Origin of the sequence: Hymenobacter sp. BT491 (assembly GCF_014349165.1) — a bacterium.
GTDB lineage: Bacteria > Bacteroidota > Bacteroidia > Cytophagales > Hymenobacteraceae > Hymenobacter > Hymenobacter jejuensis.
The window spans coordinates 600,335-621,432 of the sequence record NZ_JACSJJ010000003.1 but is presented as its reverse complement, the minus strand read 5'-3'; the positions used below and the strand labels follow the sequence as shown (position 1 = coordinate 621,432).

At 55.8% G+C, this 21,098-nt stretch carries 17 protein-coding genes; 15 read left to right on the top strand and 2 right to left on the bottom strand.

Going from position 1 to position 21,098, the window contains the following annotated elements; genetic code table 11:
* Window positions 1-63 precede the first annotated feature (63 nt).
* Together H9I52_RS14160 and H9I52_RS14155 are read right to left on the bottom strand one after the other, a co-directional pair.
* Window positions 64-1,020 carry a phosphatase gene (locus tag H9I52_RS14160; RefSeq protein ID WP_187454395.1) on the bottom strand — a complete coding sequence of 319 codons (957 nt, stop codon included), beginning with the start codon at window positions 1,018-1,020 and terminating at the stop codon, window positions 64-66.
* A 154-nt stretch (window positions 1,021-1,174) separates the two neighbouring features.
* A complete protein-coding gene (locus H9I52_RS14155; protein ID WP_187454394.1) occupies window positions 1,175-2,062 on the bottom strand; it encodes a class I SAM-dependent methyltransferase in 888 nt (295 codons plus the stop codon).
* Between the two features lie 109 nt (window positions 2,063-2,171).
* Between H9I52_RS14155 and H9I52_RS14150 the strand changes: the two genes are divergently transcribed.
* The 15 genes from H9I52_RS14150 to H9I52_RS14085 all read left to right on the top strand — a co-directional run bounded on the left by H9I52_RS14150 (window position 2,172) and on the right by H9I52_RS14085 (window position 21,091).
* Window positions 2,172-2,660 (top strand): DinB family protein, encoded by a 489-nt coding sequence (locus tag H9I52_RS14150; RefSeq protein ID WP_187454393.1) that lies wholly within the window; start codon window positions 2,172-2,174, stop codon window positions 2,658-2,660.
* A 57-nt stretch (window positions 2,661-2,717) separates the two neighbouring features.
* Window positions 2,718-3,512, top strand: coding sequence for a diaminopimelate epimerase (gene dapF, locus H9I52_RS14145; RefSeq protein ID WP_187454392.1), 795 nt, complete (start codon window positions 2,718-2,720; stop codon window positions 3,510-3,512).
* A 75-nt stretch (window positions 3,513-3,587) separates the two neighbouring features.
* Window positions 3,588-4,103 carry a GNAT family N-acetyltransferase gene (locus H9I52_RS14140; protein ID WP_187454391.1) on the top strand — a complete coding sequence of 172 codons (516 nt, stop codon included), beginning with the start codon at window positions 3,588-3,590 and terminating at the stop codon, window positions 4,101-4,103.
* Window positions 4,104-4,314: 211 nt separating this feature from the next.
* A complete protein-coding gene (locus H9I52_RS22860; protein ID WP_222940506.1) occupies window positions 4,315-5,577 on the top strand; it encodes a glycosyltransferase family 1 protein in 1,263 nt (420 codons plus the stop codon).
* A gap of 48 nt (window positions 5,578-5,625) precedes the next feature.
* A complete protein-coding gene (gene glf, locus H9I52_RS22855) occupies window positions 5,626-6,801 on the top strand; it encodes a UDP-galactopyranose mutase (protein WP_139515945.1) in 1,176 nt (391 codons plus the stop codon).
* A gap of 338 nt (window positions 6,802-7,139) precedes the next feature.
* Window positions 7,140-10,538 carry a preprotein translocase subunit SecA gene (gene secA / locus H9I52_RS14130; RefSeq protein ID WP_187454390.1) on the top strand — a complete coding sequence of 1,133 codons (3,399 nt, stop codon included), beginning with the start codon at window positions 7,140-7,142 and terminating at the stop codon, window positions 10,536-10,538.
* Window positions 10,539-10,713: 175 nt separating this feature from the next.
* The gene (gene deoC, locus H9I52_RS14125) at window positions 10,714-11,394 is read left to right on the top strand and encodes a deoxyribose-phosphate aldolase (protein WP_187454389.1); all 681 of its coding nucleotides are present in this window, start codon (window positions 10,714-10,716) and stop codon (window positions 11,392-11,394) included.
* Window positions 11,375-11,932 carry a sporulation protein gene (locus H9I52_RS14120; protein ID WP_187454388.1) on the top strand — a complete coding sequence of 186 codons (558 nt, stop codon included), beginning with the start codon at window positions 11,375-11,377 and terminating at the stop codon, window positions 11,930-11,932. The genes deoC and H9I52_RS14120 overlap by 20 nt, the downstream gene beginning before the upstream one ends.
* A 20-nt stretch (window positions 11,933-11,952) precedes the next feature.
* Window positions 11,953-13,185, top strand: coding sequence for a M20 family metallopeptidase (locus tag H9I52_RS14115; protein WP_187454387.1), 1,233 nt, complete (start codon window positions 11,953-11,955; stop codon window positions 13,183-13,185).
* Between the two features lie 21 nt (window positions 13,186-13,206).
* The gene (locus tag H9I52_RS14110; protein ID WP_187454386.1) at window positions 13,207-14,019 is read left to right on the top strand and encodes a hypothetical protein; all 813 of its coding nucleotides are present in this window, start codon (window positions 13,207-13,209) and stop codon (window positions 14,017-14,019) included.
* Window positions 14,020-14,245: 226 nt separating this feature from the next.
* Complete coding sequence (locus H9I52_RS14105; RefSeq protein ID WP_187454385.1) at window positions 14,246-14,689, top strand: Hsp20/alpha crystallin family protein; 444 nt, start codon at window positions 14,246-14,248, stop codon at window positions 14,687-14,689.
* 186 nt (window positions 14,690-14,875) lie between these two features.
* A complete protein-coding gene (locus tag H9I52_RS14100) occupies window positions 14,876-16,378 on the top strand; it encodes a Do family serine endopeptidase (protein ID WP_262386078.1) in 1,503 nt (500 codons plus the stop codon).
* Window positions 16,379-16,515: 137 nt separating this feature from the next.
* Window positions 16,516-18,114 (top strand): aldehyde dehydrogenase family protein, encoded by a 1,599-nt coding sequence (locus tag H9I52_RS14095; protein ID WP_187454384.1) that lies wholly within the window; start codon window positions 16,516-16,518, stop codon window positions 18,112-18,114.
* A 132-nt stretch (window positions 18,115-18,246) separates the two neighbouring features.
* Window positions 18,247-20,187, top strand: a complete 1,941-nt coding sequence (locus tag H9I52_RS14090; RefSeq protein WP_187454383.1) for an LIC_10190 family membrane protein — start codon at window positions 18,247-18,249, stop codon at window positions 20,185-20,187.
* 337 nt (window positions 20,188-20,524) lie between these two features.
* On the top strand, window positions 20,525-21,091 hold the full coding sequence (locus H9I52_RS14085) for an RNA polymerase sigma factor (RefSeq protein ID WP_187454382.1): 567 nt from the start codon (window positions 20,525-20,527) through the stop codon (window positions 21,089-21,091).
* Window positions 21,092-21,098 lie beyond the last annotated feature (7 nt).

Genomic DNA, 21,098 nt, shown 5'->3' with positions numbered 1-21,098 from the left:
TGTTAAATGGTTATTACATAAATACTTTATAATCAAGTTTTTATGTAATTGGCTGATTCTTCATTAACTGTTGTTCCTAGTCAGAATTTCAGCCAGTAGGCCTTCCTTCAAGGCAAAAGCCGAAGCGCGGATGCTCGTAAAGCCATAAGCCTTTAGCACGTAGTCGATCAGGACGCAGGCCACCACAATCATATCCGCCCGCAGTGGCGTCATGCCGGGCATGCTTAGGCGTTGCTCGTGGGTACTGTGCAGCAGTTGCTCGTAGCTCAGGTAAAAGCTCTCGACCGTGATGGTGGTTTCGGGCGGAATATTGGGGCCGCGCTCGGCGCCGGCGCGAGCCGCCTGCAAGTCGCCAAGCGTATCGAAGGTGCCCGATGCCCCGACTAGTCCAACCGGCTTGTACTGCTTCACCGCCGCCGCAAGCGGCTCCAGCACCGTGGCCAGGTATTCTTGTTCGGCCTGTACATCGGCGGGCAGGAGCGGATCTTGGTGGAAAAACATATCCAGCAAGCGCTGCGCCCCGATCTCAAAGCTTCGCTTCCAGAAGATGGTAGCCTCGTCGGCAATGATAAACTCCACGCTGCCGCCCCCAATGTCCATGAGCAGATGGGGCTGCGGGCCCAGCGGCACGGCCGTCCGAATGCCTTGGCAGATCAATTCGGCTTCGCGCTCGCCCGGAATGACATCGACCTTGATGCCCGTTTGCTCAAAAATATCCTTCACCAGCTCCGGCCCGTTGCTGGCGCTGCGTACGGCGCTGGTGGCCGTGGCGCGCACTTCCGTTGCCTGATGCAGCTCGATTTCCTCCTGAAAAGCCGCCAGCGTGTGCAGCGCCCGTGTGTAGGCCTCTGGCGCGATCTCGCCCCGACTGATGCCGCCTTCGCCCAGCTTTACCCCAATTTTGGTACGCAGCAGCACCGCCGGCTCGGTGTGCCGGGCTTCTGGCAGCTCCACAATCAGCAGGTGGAACGTATTGGTACCCATGTCGATGAGGGCGAGGCGTTTATGTTTCGTCGTCATAGCTGGGAGGCGAGGCTTATGGCAGTAGATAAGAACCTACAATATGGAAAGGATATGAAGCTTAACAAGTGTTGGTTGCGGGCAACGTAACGGGCTTATAATCAATGCATTGATTATAAGCCCGTTACGTCCGGTCAAAAGTTGCTGAGCGGCGCTACCCGCCCGTGCTGAACCGGCAGAAGGTGCCCAGCGGCAACTTGCGCTGCCCTTGGTCGTGCAGGTATATCTCGCCGATTTCGCGCTGGCCTTGGCTTTGAGGGAAGATTTCGGAAACGAGGTTTTCCAGGATCAGCGCCGAGAAACCAAGCGAATACAGGTTGATCAGGAAGAAATGATCCTCGGGGTCGAGTAGCTCTTTGCAAAGTTTGAGCATTTCGTTTAGCTCATCTTCCAGCTGCCATTTCTCGCCGTTGGGACCGCGGCCGTAAGCGGGCGGATCGAGGATGAGGCCTTGGTATTTGCTGCCGCGCTTTACTTCGCGCCGCACGTATTTCATGGCGTCTTCCACAAGCCAACGCACGCCGTCGAGGTTGCTGGCTTCCATGTTGTCGCGGGCCCAGAAGTTGACTTGCTTCACCGAATCGAGGTGCGTTACGTCGGCGCCGGCGGCTCGGGCCGCCAGCGTGGCGGCGCCCGTATAGGCAAACAGGTTTAGCACGCGCGGGGCGGTGGCTTGGCGTCGTTTGGTTTGCTCGTAAATAAACTGCCAGTTGGGGTCTTGCTCTGGAAACAGCCCGACGTGCTTAAACGACGACAGCCCTAGCCGGAAGCGCAGGCGCAGGCCGGCTTGGTCGTAGTTGATGAGCCATTGCTCGGGCATGCCGGGCTTCAGCTTCCATTGGCCACGCTCCTGGCTGCCTTTCTCGCGGGTGAAGGTGGCGTGGGCGCGCTGCCATTCGCTGGCGGGCAGGTGCGGGTCCCAAATGGCTTGGGGCTCGGGCCGGGCCAAGATGTAGCGACCAAAACGTTCGAGCTTTTCAAAATTGCCGGCATCCAACAACTCGTAATCGGGCCAGTTTCCGGTGGTCAGGAAGGAATACATAACTTTCAGAAAAACCGCCGCCGGGCGGGCAGCCAAAGGTAGGACATTGAAGCTGAACGCGGCGCGCCTGCTTAGGGCAAGGTAGTAAGCGTCACATAACCAATTGTTTATGCACGAGATAGAGATTACCCGCATGCTCGATCAGCTCCGGCGCGCCTTCGATGGCGAAGCGTGGTCGGGGCCTTCTCTGATGGATACGCTCGCCGATATTAAGGCTGAGCAGGCTGCCGCCCGGCCCATTCCGCAGGCCCACAGCATTTGGGAGATCGTGCTGCACGTTACGGCTTGGGTCCGGACGGTGGAGCGCCGCATTGCTCAAAATGAGAAGATCGATTTGCCCGCTTCCGAAAACTGGCCGCCGGTGCCGAGTCCGGCCGACGATGCTGCTTGGCAACAGACGCTCGAACACCTGCAAGAAGCCCACCGCGAGCTAACCGGCACCGTAGCCGGCCTCTACGACAACGACCTGAACCGTCAGCTCGCTTCCGACTGGGATCGGCCGCAAGGCCCGTCGTATTACGTTCTGATTCATGGGGTTGTGCAGCACAACCTTTACCACGTCGGACAAATTTCGCTGCTCAAAAAAGCGTTTACCTAATTGGCTGGCCGCCGCAAAAGCGGCGGCGCGGCGTACCTTTGTGCTTTCGTTACTTCCATGAGGCTTCCTTTTCACAAATACCAAGGCACCGGCAACGATTTCGTCATGATCGACGATCGCGCGCACCAGTTCGATGCTACGAATCACGCGTTGGTGCGCTTTCTCTGCGACCGCCGCCGCGGCATCGGCGCCGACGGCCTGATTCTGCTGCGCAAGCACGCCGATTTCGATTTCGAGATGGTGTATTTCAACGCCGATGGCTATTTAGGCTCAATGTGCGGCAACGGCGGGCGGTGCACCGTAGCGTTTGCGCATCGGCTGGGGGCAATTCAGGCAGAAACCAAGTTTCTGGCCGCCGATGGTCCCCACGAAGCCCATATCGAAGCCGACGGCACCGTGCACCTGCGGATGCAGGACGTGGCGGGCCAGCAAGAGATCGAAAAGGACGACATCTTCCTCGACACGGGCTCGCCGCACTTGGTGCGCTTTCTGCCGTCGAGCCGATTGGCCGAGCTCAACGTGTTTGCCGAAGGCCGTGCCGTGCGCTACAGCGAGCGCTTTCGCGAAAAAGGCACCAACGTCAATTTCGTCGAGATACCGCTCGTGGCCGGACAGCCTTGGCAGGTGCGCACCTACGAGCGCGGAGTAGAAGACGAAACACTGTCGTGCGGCACCGGCGTCACGGCCGTGGCACTGGCGGCCTCGCGCCGTGGCGCGGCCAGCCCCGTGCAGCTGCGCACGCCCGGCGGTGACTTGCAAGTGGCCTTTAAGGTACGCCCCGACGGCTCTTTCACCCAAGTATATCTGAGCGGCCCGGCTACCAAAGTCTTCGAAGGAAATATTGAGTTGTAAGCTGTTTATTCTATTTCATAAATAATTGATTATCAATTGTTTATGAAATAGAATCGTTGTTAATTATTTTAAAATTTGCTTCAATCCGACACCATTCTGCTCAGAGCGCTCGAAGACACCGATCTGGAGTTTTTGTATGCGCTGGAGAATGACCCCGCCATCTGGGGGGTGTCGGATACGATGGCGCCCATTTCGCGCTACACGCTGCGGCAATATCTGGATCATGCCGGGGCCGATTTGCAGGAAGTGCGGCAACTGCGCTTGGTTATCTGCGCCACCCACGACGGGCACCCGGTCGGCACCATCGACTTATTTAACTACGAGCCGCTGCATCAGCGAGCAGGCGTGGGCATCACCGTGCTAGCGAGCGAGCAACGACGCGGCTACGCCCGCGCTGCGCTGGCACTTCTGCTACAGTACGGCCGCGACCACCTGCGTTTGCACCAGCTCTACTGCACAGTAGCAAGCCGTAACGAAGCCAGCGCCCGGCTTTTTCGGGCGGCGGGGTTTCGGCGGGTCGGTACGCGCCGCCAATGGCTGCGCACGGCCTCCGGCTGGGATGATGCCATTGAATTCCAGTGCTTGCTGTGAGTTGAGCGCCGAATAGCAAGTTTTTGGAAAAGAGGCATTTATCTCTTATTTTAGCTTGCTTCCGACCTGCTGGGTATGCGCTGCATGTCGTGATCTGAGGCGCTCAGTATCCTTTTCAGGGCAACCTGCGTATACAATAAGCGCTGCGGAACCGGAAGCCTGCCTAAACGGGTGTTTTCCGGTTCAGACCTTACTTTCTACCTTCTTTGATATGCCGCTCTCCAACTCGGCGGAGGCACCACCGCGTACCTCCTCCAGCACTACAGCCAAAGACCTACTCTCTACTACGACCGATTCTACTACCGCAGCACCTATTCATAACCTGCCCGATTTGGTGTGTTTCGCACACTTGCATTGGGACTTCGTGTGGCAGCGTCCACAGCACTTATTATCCCGCTTTGCGCAGCAAGGCCGCGTATTTTACGTTGAAGAGCCCTTTATCCACCACGACCAGACGGCACCTGATTTCGCCCACATCGAAGTCAAAAACCGTCAGCACGATCTGAAAGTAGTGGTGGCCCATTTGCCGGCAGGCTTGTCGGAAGACGACGCCAACCAGTTGCAGGCCGAATTGCTGTCGCGGTATTTTGCCGAGAATAAAATTGACCAGTTCGTAGCATGGTACTATACGCCCATGGCATTGCCCAAATCGCGGCATTTGCGGGCGGCGGTCACCGTCTATGATTGCATGGATGAGTTGGCAAACTTCAAGTTTGCCCCGCCCAAGCTGCGCGAACTGGAGCAAGAGTTGTTTGAACGTGCCGATCTCGTGTTTACGGGAGGCCAGAGCTTGTACGAAGCCAAAAGCAAGCAGCACAACGATGCGCACGCTTTCCCGAGTAGCATCGACAAAGATCATTTTGGCTTAGCGCGCACCGAAATCGCCGAGCCCGCCGATCAGGCTTCCATTCCAAGCCCGCGCGTGGGATTCTTTGGAGTAGTCGACGAACGCCTTGATATTGAGTTGCTTGGCCAGCTAGCTGAGGCGCACCCCGAGTGGCAGTTTGTGGTAATTGGGCCTGTCGTTAAGATTGATCCGGCTACTTTGCCCAGTTTCACCAACATCCATTATCTGGGTGGCAAGGATTATAAGGAACTGCCTTCGTACTTACGGGGTTGGGATGTAGCAACGTTGCTATTCGCTGATAACGAGAGCACTAAGTTTATCTCGCCCACCAAGACGCCGGAGTATCTGGCAGCCGGCAAGCCCGTAGTGAGCACACCCATTCGGGACGTAGTGCGGCCCTACGGCGACCTGAATTTGGTGCAGATAGCAGCAACCGCCGAGGAGTTTGGCAAGGCCATCGAAAAGGCCTTGGAGCAGCGCCACGATACCGACTGGCGTAGTCGCACCGACGCCTACTTGGATACCATTTCATGGGATCTGACGTGGCAGGGAATGGTGGACTTGATGCAGAAGAAGTTGAATTCTAACCCCAGCGGCCTGAACGGAGCCGGTGCGGACCAGGCTTAACATATCCGTTCGGATCGCTCTTTTCTCACTACCAAGACAGGCTTAGCTATGTTTGATTATCTCATCGTCGGAGCCGGGTTTGCCGGCAGCGTACTGGCCGAGCGTTTGGCCACCCGCTCTAATAAGAAAGTCCTCATTGTGGACAAGCGTAACCACATCGCTGGCAACGCCTACGACCATTACAACGAAGAAGGCGTGCTCGTACACAAGTACGGTCCGCATATTTTCCACACCAACTCCAAAGACGTATTCGAATACCTCTCCAATTTTACCGACTGGCGCCCTTACGAGCACCGCGTACTGGCATCCGTCGATGGCCAATATTTGCCCATTCCTATTAATCTGGATACCATCAACAAACTCTACGGCCTGAGCCTGAACAGCTTTGAGGTAGAGCAGTTTCTGGAGTCGTTGGCCGAAGAAATTCCGGTTATTAAAACTTCTGAGGATGTGGTAGTTAGCAAAGTAGGCCGCGAATTGTACGAGAAATTCTTCCGCAACTACACGCGCAAGCAGTGGGGCCTCGACCCGTCGGAGCTGGATAAGTCGGTGACCTCGCGCGTGCCTACCCGCACCAACCGCGACGGTCGCTACTTCACCGATACCTACCAAGCCATGCCGCTGCACGGCTACACGCGTATGTTTGAGCGCATGCTGGACCATCCCAACATCAGCATCATGCTCAATACCGACTACCACGACATCATGGATTTCATTCCGTTCAAGGAAATGATCTTCACGGGTCCGGTTGACGAGTATTTTGATTTCAAATTTGGCAAGCTGCCATACCGCTCGCTCGAGTTTAAGCACGAAACGCTTAATACCGAGCAGTTTCTGCCGGCCCCGGTAGTCAACTACCCCAACGAGCATTTGTACACTCGCATCACGGAGTTTAAAGCCCTGACCGGCCAGCAACACCCCAAAACGAGCATCGTGTACGAATATCCCAAAGCCGAAGGCGATCCGTACTATCCAGTGCCGCAGCCCGAAAACGCGGAACTCTACAACAAGTACAAAAAGCTGGCGGATTCCACCCCCAACGTTCATTTTGTAGGCCGTTTGGCTACCTACAAGTATTACAACATGGACCAAGTGGTGGCGCAAGCCCTGACTTTGTACAAAAAACTGACCGACAAAGTGGAGAAGGCTGCCGAAAAACCTTCAATTACGGGTTCTACCTCCATCATGGAGAAACTCGTGCCGCGCGATCCGGCTAAAGAATAATTATCAAGCATAACTATCGGTATTACTGATGGTTATGTTAGGTGCTGATCTTGGGCTTGTGCTCTGCTTGCTAAATGGTAACGCCTTCGTGCCAACATCCTACAAAAGGCGTTACGGCTTGGAATGACAGAAAAAAATTTAGCCGTGAGAGCTTGTTCATTCTGGCTCCAACTTCTCCGCTGACCTGTCAATAGGTCTTATTTGCGAAACCCTGCACACTCTTTGAGGTAGCAGGGTTTCGTCGTTTCGGGGGCCGGGGCGTCGATATGGCCGGGAGTTTCCCGAAAAACGCCGTAAATTTGAGGTGCGCCCCGGCGTTTCAATTAAGAAAGACCAGCATGTTTGATTTTCTAGGGAAGACCGTCGCCAAGATCTTCGGCTCCAAATCGGAGCGGGACTTGAAGGAGATTATCCCGTACGTGGCGCTCATAAACGCCGAATATGCCAAACTGGCACAACTCTCCGATGATGAGTTGCGCCAGCGCACAGAGGAAGTACGTGGCCGCATTGATGCCCATTTGAAAGGCATCGACGACCAGATTGCGAGCCTGCACCAGCAGATCACCGATCAGCCGAATCTGGATGTAACGCAGAAAGAGAAGATTTTCGATCAGATCGACGAGCTTGAAAAGCAGCGCAACAAAGATCTCGAAGTTGTGCTGCTGGAAGTGCTGCCGGTGTCTTTTGCAATCGTGAAAGAAACGGCTCGTCGCTACAAAGAGAACGGCCAGTTGGTCGTGAGGGCTACGGACTACGACCGTGCGTATGCTGCCACCAAGCCCAACGTTCGCATCGAAGGCGACAAAGCTATTTGGGCCAACAAGTGGATCGCCGGCGGTGCCGAAATCACTTGGGACATGGTGCATTACGACGTGCAACTAATTGGCGGCGTTGTGCTCCACCAAGGCAAAATTGCGGAGATGGCCACGGGTGAGGGCAAAACGTTGGTATCGACGTTGCCTGCCTTCCTCAACGCTTTATCGCGGCGGGGTGTACACGTAGTAACCGTCAACGATTACTTGGCCAAGCGTGACTCGGAGTGGAATGCTCCGTTGTTCGAGTTTCACGGCATCAGCGTCGATTGCATCGACAAGCACCAGCCCAACACGGATGCTCGGCGCAAGGCCTACTTGGCCGATATCACCTACGGCACCAACAACGAGTTCGGCTTCGACTACCTGCGCGACAACATGGCGCGCGACCCCGAAGAGTTGGTGCAGCGCAAGCACCACTACGCCATGGTCGACGAGGTGGACTCCGTGCTCATCGACGATGCCCGGACGCCGTTGATCATTTCCGGCCCGGTACCGCGCGGCGACATCCACGAGTTTTATCAGCTGAAGCCCCGCATCCAGATGCTGGTCGATGCCCAGAAAAAGCTGGTGCAGGACTACTTGGTGCAAGCGCGTAAGCTCATCAAAGAGGGAAAAGATGGTCCGAAAGAAGGCGAAGGCGGCTTGATGCTGTTCCGTGCTTATCGGGGTTTGCCCAAGAGCAAGCCACTGATCAAATTCCTGTCGGAAACAGGGATGCGTGCCATTCTGCAGAAGACGGAGAACTACTATTTGCAGGACAACTCGCGGCAGATGCCCGAAGCCGATATGCCGTTGTACTTCACCATCGACGAGAAGAACAACCAAATCGAGCTTACCGAAAAAGGCATTGACCTGATTACGGCACAGGGCGAAGATCCGCACCTGTTCATCATGCCCGATATTGGGGCCGAGATTGCTAACATCGAGAACAGCAAGACGTTAGGTAACGAAGACAAGCTGCATCAGAAAGAACATCTAATGCAGGAATACCAGGAGAAGTCGGAGCGGGTGCACACCGTAAACCAGCTCCTGAAAGCGTATACGCTGTTTGAACGCGACGACCAATACATCCTGACCGACGACGGCAAGGTGAAGATCGTGGACGAGCAAACGGGGCGCGTGATGGAAGGCCGGCGGTATTCCGACGGTTTGCACCAAGCCATCGAAGCCAAGGAAAACGTGCGCGTCGAAGACGCTACGCAAACCTACGCTACCGTAACGCTGCAAAACTACTTCCGCATGTACCACAAGCTGTCCGGCATGACCGGTACGGCCGAAACGGAAGCGGGCGAATTCTGGGAAATCTATAAGCTCGACGTGGTGGTAATTCCCACGAACAGGAACATTTCCCGCAAGGACGAGCACGATAAGGTATACAAGACGGTGCGTGAGAAATACAACGCCGTGGCTGAAGAAATCCAGACGCTGGTGCAAGCCGGTCGGCCAGTACTCGTCGGTACGACGTCGGTAGAAATCTCCGAGCTGGTGAGCCGCATGCTGAAGCTGCGCGGCATCCAACACCAAGTCCTGAATGCCAAGCAAAACCAGCGGGAAGCCGAAATCGTGGCCAACGCCGGCTACCCCGGCACCGTAACCATTGCTACCAACATGGCTGGTCGGGGTACTGACATCAAGCTGAAGGAAACTTCGCGCGAGTCGGGTGGTCTGGCCATCATTGGTACCGAGCGCCACGAATCGCGCCGCGTCGACCGCCAGTTGCGTGGTCGTGCCGGTCGCCAGGGCGACCCAGGTTCTTCCCAGTTCTTTGTGTCGCTGGAAGACAACCTGATGCGTTTGTTCGGTTCTGATCGCATCGCCAAGCTCATGGACCGCATGGGTCTGGAAGAAGGCGAAGTGATTCAGCACTCCATGATTACTTCGTCCATCGAGCGGGCGCAGAAGAAAGTGGAAGAGAACAACTTCGGCACCCGGAAGCGTCTGCTGGAGTACGATGACGTGATGAACGCCCAGCGCGAAGTAGTGTACAAGCGCCGCCGCAATGCCCTGTTTGGCGAGCGTCTGGAGCTGGACATCTGGAACATGATCTATGACGTGTGCGAAGACATCGCAACGGGTCATAAGCTCACCAACGACTTCGAGGACTTCAAGCTGGCTGTGATTCGTGTGTTCGGCTACGATACGCACCTCACGGCACAGGATCTCAGCAACTTACAAGCGCCTGCGCTCACGCAAAGACTTTATGATGAGGCACTTGGCTATTACGAAAGTAAAAACGACCACATCGCTGGCAACACGCTGCCGCTCGTCAACGATTTGCTCTCGCAGAATGCCCCGTACGAGAACATCGCCATTCCTTTCACAGATGGTCGCAAGCAGGTAACGGCCGTAGCCAATTTGCGCAAAGCGCAGGCCAACGGTGGTCACGAGGCGCTGCGGGCGATGGAAAAGGTTGTGGTTCTGTCGGTTATCGATCAGGCCTGGACGCAGCACCTGCGCTCCATGGACGACCTGAAGCAAGTGGTACAGAATGCCGTGTACGAGCAGAAAGACCCGCTTTTGGTGTACAAGTTCGAGTCGTTTGAGCTGTTCAAAAACATGATTGGCAAGGTGAACGAGGAAACGGTTTCGTTCCTGTTTCACGCCGATATTCCGGTGCAGCAAAGCCAGGACGGCTACGCTGAGCCCGAATACTTTATGGAAGATGAAATGCCCAAGCCTGCGCCGGCTCCCAAGCTGAAAGCGCAAAAGGAAGTCTCTTCGGTATCACTTGGGGCGGGCCCTGAAGACATAGCGCCGGAAGCGCCGGTGCTGGAAAAGCAAGTGCCCATCCGAGCTCATAAAATTGCCAACCGCAATGAAAAAGTGAGCGTGCAGTACATGGACGGCCGTATCGTGCGCGATGTGAAGTACAAAACCGTGGAAGACGACGTGCTTAACAACCGTTGCGTGCTGGTAGACTAGCATTTTGGCTTCGCGAGAAACCAACTTTTAAAGGTGGCAGGCAGATTCCTCAGGATTTCTGCCTGCCACTACTAGTTTTAAAACGATTGATTAGCGTATAAGCCTGAGCTTACGTAGGTTGGGAAATTATTGCTCACGCTCTCCTGGCCACCTTATTGCTAACCACCCTCTTCCCATGATTCCATCGTTTACGGACCTCGCCTCGCGCATCGACCACACGCTACTACGACCTGATGCCACCCGCTCGCAGATCGTGCAGTTGTGCGCCGAAGCCGCTTCCGCCCAGTTTGCTACGGTATGCGTGCCGCCTTGCTACGTACGCTTCGCCGCCGACGAACTCCGCGAAACGAGCGTGCTGGTGTGTACGGTAGTTGGGTTTCCGCTAGGGTATCAGATCACGAAAGTGAAGTTCTTCGAGGCTCACCAAGCGCTGACGGACGGAGCCAAAGAGCTGGACATGGTCATGAACATTGCCGCGTTCAAATCGGGACGGCTGGAGGAAGTAGAGGAGGAGATCGGGCAGTTGGCGGAGCTTTGTCATTTCAAGAATGCCCTTCTCAAGGTCATCATCGAAACGGCTCTGCTGAGTGAAGAAGAAATTGTAACGGCCTGTAAACTATGCGCTTCGGCCGGCGCCGATTTCGTGAAAACGTCCACGGGCTTTGCCAGTCGGGGTGCGTCGCTGGCCGACATCGAGCTGATGCGCCGCAGCTTGCCCTCCAACATTCGTATCAAAGCGGCCGGGGGCATCCGTACCCGCGTGGCCGCGCTGGCCTTGCTGGCGGCCGGTGCCGACCGTCTGGGTTCGTCCAATAGCCTAGCTTTGCTGGAAGAAAATGAAACACCTGCTTTGTAAATTGCTGACTATCTGCATATTGTATTCTTTGTCGGCCTGCGCGGCATCCGCTCCGAGTGCTTCTTCGCGTAGCACTGCATCCGGCGATACCACCAAAAGCCGCCCAGCCCAGCAAGCGGCACCCGCGGAGGATCTGAGCCGTTACCGGCCTGTGTTTACGCAGCCGAAAACTACGGTTGCGGCGAGCGCCGCTGCCAAACCATTGGTGGTGCCCACCAACCACGTAAACGCCCAGATTGAGCAGCGTCTGCGCGACCAAGCCTACACCAATCAGAACGTGAAGTATGCCCGGGGTTTCCGTATTCTGGCGTATGTAGGGCTGGAGCGCGAGCAGGCTATGGCGACGCGCCGGGCCATCATTAGTCGGTACCCGGAAGAGACTGATTATATGACGTTTAAGCAACCCGTGTTTCGCCTGTGGATTGGCGATTACCTAACCCGCCTCGAAGCCGAGCAAGCCATGGTGCGCATCCGGCCGTTTGCACCCAAAGCCGAGCTGCAACCGGCGCAGGTAGTATTAAACAAAACGACGTTTTAGCGTCCGATTCCCCTAATTTCGTGGAGCACCTCATTCCTCGCATTCACCAATTGGCTACCCAGGTGGCGGCCGATGTTGTGGCGTTGCGCCACCACCTGCACGCGCACCCCGAGCTTTCGTTTCAGGAATTTCAAACGGCTGCTTTCGTCACGGAACAACTTCAGAATCTTGGGCTTAAGCCGCAAGCTATGGCCACAACCGGCGTGGTGGCCCTGATTGAAGGGCGCAACCCCGAAAGCCGCGTGGTGGCCTTGCGCGCCGACATGGATGCGCTGCCCATTCAGGAGCAAAATGAAGTGCCGTACCGGTCGCAAAACGCCGGGGTGATGCACGCCTGCGGCCACGACGTACACACGTCGTCGTTGCTGGGCACGGCGCGCATCCTGTCGCAGCTACGCGACGAATTTGAAGGCACGGTGAAGCTTATTTTTCAGCCCGGCGAAGAAATCGTGCCCGGTGGCGCTTCCATCATGATCAAGGAGGGCGTGCTGGAAAATCCGGTGCCAGACAGCGTGTTCGGGCAACACGTATTTCCGATGCTGCCTGCTGGCAAAATCGGCTTGCGCAGTGGCCGCTACATGGCCAGCGCCGACGAACTGTACCTGACCATTCGCGGCAAAGGCGGCCACGGCGCCATGCCCGACATCAACATCGATCCGGTATTGGTCACGGCCCACCTGATCGTGGCCATGCAACAGATTGTCAGCCGGCGCGCCAATCCCAAAATTGCGTCGGTGCTGTCGTTTGGAAAAGTGATTGCCAACGGCGCTACCAACGTGATTCCCAACGAGGTATACGTAGAAGGTACCTTCCGCACGCTCGATGAGAAATGGCGTGAAGAAGCCCATGTGCACCTTCGCAAGCTGGCCGAAGGCTTGGCTGAATCGATGGGCGCTACCTGCGAGCTCGAAATCCGGCGCGGTTACCCGTGCCTCGACAACGAGCCCGAGTTGACGGCCCGCGTAAAAGCCGCTGCCGAGGAATATCTGGGTGCCGAAAATGTCATCGAGATTGATCAGTGGATGGCAGCCGAAGACTTCGCATATTATTCGCAAAGCGCCAATTCGTGCTTCTACCGTCTCGGCACCCGCGCCGACGACGGTCGCTTTGCCTCATCGGTGCATACACCCACCTTCGACGTCGACAGCAAGGCCTTGGAAACCGGGCCGGGCCTGATGGCGTGGCTGGCTGTGCGCGAACTGGCGGCTCCAGCCCAAGTAGAGCCAAGTAACGCCGAAAAGGCTTCTTTATAAGTATTTGTATATCAATTGGTTGTGAATTATTCGTTTCTAATTCCGTTTCTCGTTATTGGCAGCTGTTTCACTTGCGTTGAGCGCAGCCAGGCGCAAACCCGGCGAGCTGTAAACGAAACGCAACTCCAACCGGAAGCACAGGCAGAAATAGCGCTGGAAGGCGACGATTATGTGTACGGCGCAGTAAACCTGTTGCACTCGACCGGCAACAACGCCTCCAATAAGTTCGAGCAAGCGCAGTTGCACTTTGGCTACGAGCACTTTTGGAACGACCGCTGGAGCTGGGGCGCTACGCTACGCGGCGTGTCCTATGGTAGCGGAAGCAACGGATTGGATGGTGCAGTACTACCCGAGTTGCTGATCCGACACTGGAACGCCTTGGGTGGCTTTAACTTCCGCCAGCGGCTGGGGCTGCGTTATCTGGTGCCTTTTCAATCGGGATCGAGTCGGGCACAAACGGCACTGCGCTTCGACCTGGATCGGCTGGTGCCCTTGGGGGAGCACGTGGCATTACGGCCCCGGCTGGCATATGAAGGAGTCGTGTACCTGCGTTTGCAGCGCGACCTCGACGTGCCCAAGGAACGCTTCATCGACTTCTCAAACTGGCGGGCCGAACTGGGCGTGCGGCTATCCGATCACGTTGATTTTACGCCTTGGTTTGGCCACCAAACCACCTACGCCTTCGCCCTGCCCCAAACCGACGGCACCGGCAAAGTAGTGGTTCCCGGCGGCCGCCTGAATCTGGTAACACCAGTCGTGGGCCTGGATGCGCGTTTTACTATTTTCTCGGGTGCGCTAAACGCAGAACGACGTCAGTTACCTACCCAACACTAACAGTATACGCCATTTTGACATAGATGTGAGGTGGTGAAATATGGCGTTTAAAGATAATGGGCTGACAAAATCGCGCTTGAGGTTGTTAGTCTAATTTCGCAATTTGAAATTTTAAGACTTAATGGCAGTTGTTAGAGTCTGTTTTTGCCTTGGTACAGATTTTATAGAAGTAGGGCGTACCGACAACGGTACACTCAACTTCTGACTTTGAAATCTGCTTATCACCATGGCAACTCTTCTGTATAACAACCGTCCTGCTCTTCGCCCTTCGCGCGCTTTCAATTCTGTGCTAAACGAGCTACTCCGCGACACCTTACCAGCCGTCAACGAACCCGACAAAAGCTTTGTGCCACAAGCCGACGTACTCGAATCGGCTCAAGGTTTTGAACTGCAATTAGCTGTGCCCGGCGTAGCTAAAGAAGACGTTAAAATCGACTTTCAGGAAGGCCGCCTCGTTATCAGCGGCGAGCGCAAGGCGTCTGCAGCCGATGAAAATGCTCCCAAATTCCGCCGCGTAGAAACGGCCTACGGCACCTTCACGCGCTCCTTCCGCCTGCCTGAAACGGTGGACGTATCGGCCATCAACGCCGAACTCACCGACGGCATCCTGCGTGTAAGCCTGCCCTTCGATACCAACAAAGTAACAAAGCACCACATTGAAGTGCGCTAAGCGCCTTCGGAAGTGAAAAAAAGGCACCGCTTTGGGTGCCTTTTTTATTCGCTCCGTTGTTGTACGCATGCAACCATATACTAGTCTTTTAGGCTCTTGCGTTAGTGAAGTACGAATTCATTCGGAATTCACGATTGTATTGTAACTTAAGGCGACTTCTTTCTAAATAAACCATCATTATTACCCATGCAAGCAAAACAAATGATGCTCGGCCTGCTCGGTTCCGCTATACTGGGCGGCGGTGTGGCCGTAGGTGGGTACAAGCTGCTGGAACCCGAGCGCATCAACGCGCCACAGGTGATAGCTGCTGACCCCAACGTTCGGTATACCAGCGAGTTGCGCAGTAGCAACTACGTAGTGCCCGAAGGCCTGAACTTTACGGCGGCGGCGGCCTCCGTGACGCCGGCCGTAGTGCACGTGATGACAGAGTATGCGCCCAAGATGGGTGACAACAGCACTGCCCGCATGGACCCCTTCCTGCGGCAATTCTTTGGTGACGACATTGAGCAATACCACGGCCGTTCGCAAGGCGCGCAGATGGGCTCCGGCTCGGGCGTTATCATTGCCGCAAACGGCTATATCGTTACTAACAACCACGTTATCGACAAAGCCGACAAAATTGAGGTGGTGCTCGACGACAAGCGCAAGTTCAAAGCCGAACTGGTCGGCACGGACCCCAACACCGATTTGGCGCTGCTGAAAGTGCAGGCCGACAACCTCCCTTTCGTGCGTTACGGCAACTCCGACGACGTGAAAGTAGGGCAGTGGGTACTGGCCGTCGGCAACCCTTTCAATCTGAACTCTACCGTAACTGCAGGCATTATTTCTGCTAAAGGCCGGAATATCAACATCTTGCGTCGTGAAGATAACATGGGCATCGAGTCGTTCTTGCAGACCGATGCTGTCGTGAACCCTGGCAACTCGGGCGGGGCGCTCGTCAACCTCAACGGCGATCTGATTGGCATCAACTCGGCCATCGCTTCGCAAACCGGTGTGTTTGAAGGCTACTCGTTTGCCGTGCCTTCTTCGATCGTGAGCAAGGTGGTCGACGACCTCTTGAAATACAAGGTGGTACAGCGGGCGTTGCTCGGCGTAAACATCCGCGAAGTCGACGCTACGCTGGCTTCGGAGAAGAAGCTGAAAAACCTCAACGGCGTGTATGTGGTAGGCCTGGGCAAAAACAGCGCGGCTGCCGACGCTGGCTTGCAGGAAGGCGATATCATCACCGAAATCAACGGTGTGAAAGTAAACACGGCCTCGCAATTGCAAGAGCAAGTGGCCCGCTTCCGTCCCGGCGATAAGATCAAAGTAGCATTCCTGCGCGACGAGAAAGCCCGCACCGTGAGTGCAACCCTGCGCAATGCCACCGGCACAACCGAAGTCGTGCGCGAGGAAGTCGCCAAGCCCATCAAGTACGAAGGCGCGACGCTGGCCCCAGTTAGCCGTCAGGAAATGAACAAGTTGGGTTTGGAAGGCGGCGCTAAAATCAGCGGTGTGAAAGACAGCAACTTCCGCGAAACCGGCATCGACGAAGGCTTCATCATCACCCGTATCGATAAGAACAAGGTGACCAAGCCTCAGGATGTGCAACGCTACCTCGAAGCCGCCAAGGACAATCAAGGCGCCCTGGTAGAAGGCATTTACCCCGACGGCCGGAAAGCCTACTATCCAATTGGCCAATCTGAGTAACTGATTAATAATCAGGTATTTGCAAATAAAAGCCTTCGCCAGCCAGCGAAGGCTTTTTTGTTAGCTTTGTTTGACCAAAACGATCGGCCTTTGGCCTTGTTGGAGCGAAACAGGGCATTTTACAAACCAACCACCCCATGAAACAAGCACTCGAAGAAGCTACCGCTACCGGCGACGCGCCTGCACACGCCGATCCGCACGGCATCCAAACCATTCTGCGCGAACTCGGCATTCGGGCGGAAAATCCGGCTTACAGCACCGGCCTGAACTGGGGCGGCGAACACGACCGGCAGCAACGCACCATCACGTCGCCAGCCGATGGCAAGCGCATCGCCACCATCAACCTGGCCACCACCGAAGATTACGACCAAGTGGTGCAGACGGCGCAGGAAGCTTTCAAAACCTGGCGCTTGGTGCCCGCCCCGAAGCGCGGCGAAATTGTGCGCCAAATCGGCAACAAGCTGCGCGAATTCAAGGAGCCACTGGGCAAGCTGGTGAGCTACGAAATGGGCAAAATCCTGCAGGAAGGCCTAGGCGAAGTACAGGAAATGATCGACATCTGCGACTTCGCCGTGGGGCTTTCGCGGCAGCTGCACGGCTTCACGATGCACTCCGAGCGCCCCGCGCACCGCATGTACGAGCAGTACCATCCGCTGGGCGTGGTCGGCATTATTTCGGCCTTCAACTTCCCGGTGGCTGTGTGGAGCTGGAACGCCATGCTGGCCGCCGTATGCGGCGATGTCAGCATTTGGAAGCCCTCGGAAAAAACGCCGCTGTCCGCAGTAGCAGTGCAGAACATTATTCGTAATGTGTTGCAGGAGAATGAGATACCTGAAGGCGTATTCAGCCTTGTGCTGGGCGATGCTACCGTAGGCGCAGCCATGGCTGCCGACGGACGGGTGCCGCTGGTATCGGCAACGGGCTCTACGCGCATGGGCAAAAAAGTAGGCGAAGTGGTCGGGGGCCGATTGGGCCGGGCGCTGCTGGAGTTGGGCGGCAACAATGCCATTATTCTCACCGAGCACGCCGACCTGGAAATTGCGATTCGGGCCGTAGTATTTGGTGCGGTGGGCACGGCCGGCCAGCGTTGCACTACTACGCGCCGCCTCATCATCCACGACTCGATTTATGAGGAGGTAAAGCAACGTTTGTTGGCTATTTACCCGAAGCTGCCCATCGGCAATCCGTTGCAGGAAGGCACGTTGGTCGGCCCGCTGATTGATCAGGAGGCGGTAGCCGGCTTCACCAAGGCGCTGGAAGCCGTGCAGCAGGAAGGCGGTAAGGTGCTAATCGGCGGTGAAGTGCTCGCTGGCGATGCTTATCCTAGCCCCACATACGTGCGGCCCGCGCTGGTAGAGGCCGAAAATCATTACCACACAGTGCAGGAAGAGACATTTGCTCCAATTCTGTATCTCATTAAATATCAAGGAGATGTAGAAGCCGCCATTGCGCTGCAAAACGGTGTGCGCCAGGGTCTTTCGTCGGCTATTTTTTCACTGAACATGCGCGAAACCGAGACTTACCTCAGCCATGTCGGCTCCGATTGCGGCATTGCCAACGTAAACATCGGGACGTCCGGGGCTGAAATCGGCGGGGCATTTGGTGGTGAGAAGGAAACAGGCGGTGGCCGCGAGTCGGGCTCCGATGCTTGGCGCATCTACATGCGCCGCCAGACAAACACTATCAATTACTCTACGCAATTGCCTCTCGCACAGGGGATTAAATTTGACGTATAAACTCAGTGACTACTTCGAGCGCTTGCCTTTGGGTGAGCGCTCGAATTGTTTATTGGGTGGACTCTTGTTATATTGAAAATTAAAATTAGATTTATACTGTCCCTATAACCTATTGCAATTGCTCAGAGCGGTATGATCTTGCTGTTGCTGGCAGGCATGTATGCGACGTTAGTGCCGTTAGGATGGGGCGTGTGGTTTGTGCAAGCCATTCGCCTAATCTTTCGTGGCCGCTTGCCCGATACACCCGTTTCGGCCCTGACAACCTGGTTGGGCGGGCTGGCGTTGCTGACCGTGCTGCTACAGCTGTGGTCGGTGGCAGGGCCTATCCATACCGGCGCCCACATTGTTGCCAGCCTGCTTGGGGTCGCCGGACTACTTCATTCGGCTGGCCGGCACCTGCTTCAACAGCTCGTGACCCGCGTGCAGGAAATGCACAGACTAGTACAGGGTTTGAGTATATTATTGATATTCAGTGCGTTGCTGGTGAGCAGCATGCCACCCCTCAACGTCGATACTGGCCTGTACCATGCCCAAGCGGTGCGGTGGCTGGAAGAAGTAGGGGTAGTGCCCGGTCTGGCCAACATCGACATTCACATCGGCTACAATCCCGCGTGGTTTGTGCCCGAGGCTCTGTTTAGCTGGGGGCGCTACGTGGGCTACCCCTTGCACCTGCTGGATATGGTGCTGTTCTGCTTGTTCGGCGTGTACGGGCTGCTGGGCTTGGAGGGGCTAATTCGGGGGCAGTTCCGACCGGTGGATGTGCTGCGCGTGGCCCTAACGGCCACCATGACGCTCTGGCTGTTAGAGGAGTTGCCTTCGCTGTCGCCCGACCCGCCCGCGGCCATCATCGTGTTCTTTTTGCTACTGCAAGCTATTCTGCTGCCGCTGCCTGCGAAAGGCGACCTAACCATAGCGCACGTCGCCGTCATGCTGCTGTGCGTATTTGCGGTTACGCTGAAGCTGTCGGTGGTTCCGGTATTGCTGTTGCCGGCGTGGTGGCTTTTTCGCTCCCGGCAGGGTAGGTCGGGCTACTTTCTGGCGATGATGGCGGCGCTGTCGCTCGTGCTTGTGGCGCCGTGGTGCCTTCGCAACGTACTCATTAGCGGCTATCTGATTTTCCCGCTGGCGGCCATCGACCTGTTTAATCCCGACTGGAAATTTCCGGTGGCCGAGCTGGAAAAGCACGTCGTATATATCCGCGAGTTTGCTCGCAACGAGCAGTTTTACAGCGAGATAAGCATTCACGGCAAACCCATGAGCTTCTGGCTGCCCTTGTGGTGGGTACGCCAGAGCTTACACAATAAGCTGCTGGCTGTGGCTCTACCGCTGCTGTTGGTGATTGCCGTACCGTTTGGTGTTCGGCAATACCGACAAGGGCGTTTTCCGCAGGCCAAGGCGCACTTGGGCATGTTGGCGATTGCAGTAGGCGGAATTGTTTTTTGGGCGATCTCAGCGCCTTCGTTCCGCTTTGGTTACGGCTTTTTGCTGTCTACACTGTGCCTGCTGCTACTGCCTTTCATCTGGGAAATCGCGTTGCGCAACAGCCGGCTGCTGGTCAAAATGTTCTCCGGGGCCTTGGTGAGCATCATCGTCGTGATTGTATTCAGCATCGAATACCGCAATTTTCTGCTGCCCAAAACCCTAACGCCGCGCGAATACACCACTTTGCTCAGAGGCATTGTGCCCACCCCCGACCGTACCTTTATTCAAACGCACTACCTCTACGTTCCGGCCAACCACCTGTTTGTGCTTGATGCCTTGCCCATCCGGACGAAAATGCACAGCATCGGTATTCTCATTAATAGCGGTAAGATCCACAATACCAAGGGGTTAATGAGTATGGCGAATTATTGGTTTCGGCCCGCGCCGTATTCGGTCAATGAGTTTCGGCCCTTGCAACTGGGCTCGTTGCACCTGTGGCAAGTCAAAATAGACGACATTCCCTGGTATGCGCCGTTTCCGTACGTGGCGCGCCCGCAACTGTGCTATCCTAGAGGCAATAGTGTTGCGGCAGGGTTTGGCCCGCGCGTGAAGCCCAACATCCGAAACTGGCAATTTGAATGCAATTGGTAACCGGCTAAAGTGAGCTCGTAAGCTGAACAGTAAGCAAAAAAGACATTTTGCTGCGCAAAGTCGAAGCTGATTAGGCCGCCATGATGCACCGAGCAGTCCGGATGCTATAAATGGGTTTTACAAAATCTTAACACGCTTTAAGTGTTGAGTACTAAAACGTTATAAAATACCAAAGAAAGCCGTGAGATAGCGCTCTTCTGGAAGAAGTGCGCGCCGGGGTGCAACCTTGCCGAGCGGTGGGTTGTCTTTTCGTTGCTTACTCGCCTAGGTTAGCAGCTTCACCCGAAAAGCGGTAATTTACCGTTCCTCATTCTCTCTTACCGCAACCACGTATTGCATGGAAGCAGTTGCGTACACCGACATCAATGCCCCCCTGGTGGAGCGCTGCCGCCTAGGCGACCGGCGCGCCCAGGCCGAGATCTATAAACGCTACTCTAAGGCCATGTTCAACGCGAGCCTGCGCATCACGGGCGACTACGCCGAGGCCGAAGACGTGTTGCAGGAGTCGTTTTTGAGTGCCTTTCGGGAGCTGCACAGCTACAAAGGCGATTCGTCGTTTGGGAGTTGGCTGAAGCGCATCGTTATCAACAAGAGTATCAACTGCTTACGCAACCGGCGTCTGCAACTGGTGCCTTTAGCCGAGCAGCACGACGGCGTAGCGAGCAGCGACGAAACCTTCGGCGGCCCCGATGCGGAAGAAATCAGCTGGCGGGCCGATGTACTGCGCCGCTGCGTGCAGGAACTCCCAGATGGCTACCGCGTTGTGTTGTCGCTGTACCTGCTGGAAGGCTACGACCATGCCGAAATCGCCGACATTTTAAACATTACCGAGTCTACTTCTAAATCGCAGTACAGCCGTGCGCGTAAGAAGCTCTTGGAACTCGCTCGCCAACACGGATTGTAACCTTGCC